This window comes from Microbacterium sp. zg.Y909 (assembly GCF_024626565.1).
On sequence record NZ_JANJFJ010000420.1, the window covers coordinates 1 to 3,639 of the forward strand.

General features: G+C 69.6%; 3 protein-coding genes. All 3 read left to right on the forward strand.

What is annotated here, in order from left to right; genetic code table 11:
- The first annotated feature begins 102 nt into the window (after positions 1-102).
- Positions 103-516 carry a fluoride efflux transporter FluC gene (locus NQ160_RS20515; protein ID WP_257516943.1) on the forward strand — a complete coding sequence of 138 codons (414 nt, stop codon included), beginning with the start codon at positions 103-105 and terminating at the stop codon, positions 514-516.
- A complete protein-coding gene (locus NQ160_RS20520) occupies positions 513-890 on the forward strand; it encodes a fluoride efflux transporter FluC (protein WP_257516944.1) in 378 nt (125 codons plus the stop codon). The genes NQ160_RS20515 and NQ160_RS20520 overlap by 4 nt, the downstream gene beginning before the upstream one ends.
- 105 nt (positions 891-995) lie before the next feature.
- Positions 996-3,639 (forward strand): efflux RND transporter permease subunit (locus NQ160_RS20525; protein WP_257516945.1); only part of this gene is annotated, 2,644 nt, incomplete at its 3' end.

Consider the following 3,639-nt stretch of genomic DNA (forward strand, 5'->3'; position numbering starts at 1 on the left):
GTGTTCAGCCGTTACCGGGCGGGAAGGCTGCTGGACACCTCCGTCTCGCCGGAATCGGCGATCCGCGCGCTGATCCTGCAGAGCGTTCCCTAGCCTGAGCGCGTGGCACGGTTCTCATGGGTGACCCTGGCGGTGGTCGTGCTCGGTGGCGCCCTCGGCGTCGCGGCCCGTGCGGCCCTCGTCGTGCCGTGGGGTACCGACGCGCACCCGCTCGTCGTGCCGGGCGTGACGATGCTCGTCAACGTCACCGGGTCCCTTGCACTCGGGTGGCTCGTGGGCCGGCTGGGAGAGCGCAGGCCGCGTCTGCGCGCCTTCGCCGGCACCGGTGTGCTGGGCGGGTTCACCACCTACAGCGCCTTCGCCGTGCAGTCGGTGCAGGTGTTCGGGGCCGCGCCCGTGACCGGGGTGGTGCTGGCAGCGGTGGCGGTGGTCGGCGGTGCCGCGGCGGCGGCCTGGGGTCTGGTGATCGGACGCAGGCAGCGTGCTGCGCGGCACGAGGTGGAGGTCGCGGCATGAACAACTGGGACATGGTCGCCCTCGTCGCCGCCGGTGGGGTCGGGGCCGGCGCGCGTTACGCAGTGGATGCCGCGGTGATGCGCGGGCGCACCGACGCGTTCCCGCTCGGCATCCTGCTCATCAACGTCTCGGGATCCCTGGCACTGGGCTTCGTCCTCGGCCTCGGCACCCTCGTCTCGCCGGAGTGGGCAACGATCATCGGGGTGGGACTGCTCGGCGGCTTCACCACCTTCAGCACCGTCAGCGTCGACGCTGTGCTTCTGGCCCAGAGCGGTCGGAGGGACTGGGCCGTGGTCAACCTCGCGGCCACCGCCGCTCTGGCGGTGGTCGGCGCCGCGACCGGCATGGTCGTCGGGGGCCTCATCCCACGCTGACCCGGCGCGGATGCCGCGTGGGATACTAAGACTCGATACATCCGCGTATCGGCCGCGCTCGCGGCGTTCTGTACCCCCCCGCAACAACGCTCGCAAAGGCAGCCCGTGTCAAACCTCGCCGTCCTGAGCCTGAAGAACCGCGCGCTCATCGCCCTCATCACCATCGTCGCGGCCGTCTTCGGCGGATTGGCGCTGACCAACCTCAAGCAGGAACTGATCCCCTCGATCGAGTTCCCCGCGCTGACGGTCGTCGCGACCTACCCCGGCGCCTCGCCCGAGGTGGTCTCCAACGACGTCTCCCTCCCCATAGAGAACGCCATCCAGGCGGTTCCGGGGCTGGAATCCACCACCGCGACCAGCACGACGAACGCCGCGATCATCCAGGCCTCGTTCACCTACGGCACGGATCTCGCCACCGCCGAGCAGAAGATCTCGCAGGCGATCAACCGCATCGAGGGCCAGCTGCCCGAGTCGGTCGACCCGCAGGTGTTCAGCCTGTCCATCGACGACCTCCCCGTCATCCAGCTCGCCGTCACCGGATACGACGATGAAGCGGCGATCCTGGAGCTGCTGGAGTCCACCGTCATCCCGGACCTCGAGGACGTCCCCGGGGTCAACTCCGCCGAGGTGGTCGGAGGTGCCGGCCAGCGCATCACCATCACGCCCGACCAGGCCGCGCTCGCCGCTGCCGGATTCAGCCAGCAGGCGATCAGCGACGCCCTCGACCAGAACGGCATCCTCTTTCCCGGCGGCGGCATCACCGAGGCCGACCGCACGTTGACCGTGCAGACGGGGGCCAAGATCACCTCGATCGAGGAGATCGGCAACCTGCCACTGGTTCCCACCGACGCCGCCCAGTTCGGCGACGATGTCGTGACGATCGCCGACGTCGCCACCGTCGAAGCGGGCGAGGACCCGCAGACGTCCATCTCGCGGGTGGACGGCGAGTCGGCGCTGACGATCGCGGTCACGAAGCTGCCGTCGGCCAACACCGTCGAGGTGTCGACGGGTGTGCTCGATGCGCTTCCCGGCCTCGAGGATGCGCTCGACGGCGCCGCGGCGTTCACGGTGGTGTTCGACCAGGCGCCCTTCATCCAGGAGTCCATCGCGGCGCTCGCCGAGGAGGGCCTGCTCGGGCTTGCCTTCGCCGTGCTCGTGATCCTCGTCTTCCTGCTCTCGGTGCGCTCGACGCTGGTCACCGCCATCTCGATCCCCACGAGCGTGCTCATCACGTTCATCGGCATTCAGGCGTTCGGCTACTCGTTGAACATCCTGACCCTCGGCGCCCTGACGATCGCGATCGGCCGGGTCGTCGACGATTCCATCGTCGTGATCGAGAACATCAAGCGTCACTACGTCGGATCCGCAGACAAGATGCGGTCGATCCTGCTGGCGGTGCGAGAGGTGGCGGCGGCCATCACGGCCTCGACCATCACGACCGTGGCGGTGTTCCTGCCCATCGCCTTCCTCGGTGACGTGACCGGCGAGCTCTTCCGGCCGTTCGCGCTGACGGTGACGATCGCGATGACCGCGTCGCTCTTCGTCTCGCTGACGATCGTGCCCGTGCTGGCCTACTGGTTCCTGCGCCCCGGCAAGGAGCTCATCGGCCCCGACGGCGAGCCCATCGACGCCGAGGACCCGGCCGCCCCGCCCTCGCGGCTGCAAAAGGCCTACCTGCCCGTGCTGCGATGGACCCTGCGCCACTCGGCGGTGACCCTGCTGCTGGCTCTGCTGGTGCTCGCGGGCACTGCCGCCGTTGCGCCGTTCATGAAGACGAACTTCCTCGGCGACACCGGGCAGAACACCTTCACCGTGACGCAGGACCTCGGTCCGGCCGCGTCGCTCGAGGCGAAGGATGCCGCGGCCGCGATCGTCGAAGACGCGCTGCTGGGTGTCGACGGCGTCGAGACCGTGCAGGTGTCGATCGGCTCGAGCGGATCGGCGCTGGCCGACGCGTTCTCAGGTGGGGCGAGCGGGGCGACATTCTCGGTCACCACCGACCCCGAGGCCGACCAGCTCACCGTGCGCGAAGACGTGCTCGACACGGTCGCGGATCTGTCCGACGTCGGAACCGTCGCGCTGTCGACCGGCGGCGGGTTCGGGTCGAGCGACATCGAGATCGACGTCACCGCACCCGACCAGGCGACGCTGCAGGAGGCGACGGATGCCGTCGTCGCCGCCATCGAGGGGCGCGACGGTGTCGAGCAGGTCACGACGAACCTCGCCGCCTCGCTGCCGTACATCGCCGTGGTCGTCGACCGTGATGCAGCGGCACGGCTGGGGCTGTCGGAGGTCGCCGTCGGCGCGCTGGTGTCGGGTGCGATGCAGCCGCAGCAGGTGGGATCGGTCGAGATCGACGACACGACGCTCACGGTGTACCTCGCCGCCTCCCAGACCCCGACCACGCTGGCGGACCTGCAGAATCTGCAGGTGCCGACCGCCGCGGGCCTGGTCGCGCTGTCGGAGGTCGCCACGGTCGAAGAGAGCCAGAGCCCCACCTCGATCACCACCGAGGGCGGCCAGCGCACCGCCACCGTCGTGGTCACCCCCTCCGGAGACGACCTCACCGCGGCCTCGACGGTCGTGAGTGAGGCGCTTGAGGACGCCGACCTGGCTGCCTCCGCCGACGCCACCGTCGGCGGCGTGCTGTCACAGCAGCAGGATGCCTTCTACCAGCTGGGCCTGGCCCTGCTGGCGGCGATCCTCATCGTCTACATCGTCATGGTCGCCACCTTCAAGTCGCTCCGTC

What these genes read in the sequence shown, in the direction of transcription:
- NQ160_RS20520 (WP_257516944.1), top strand. Translation starts at nt 513, where the DNA reads ATGAACAACTGGGACATGGTCGCCCTCGTCGCCGCCGGTGGGGTCGGG.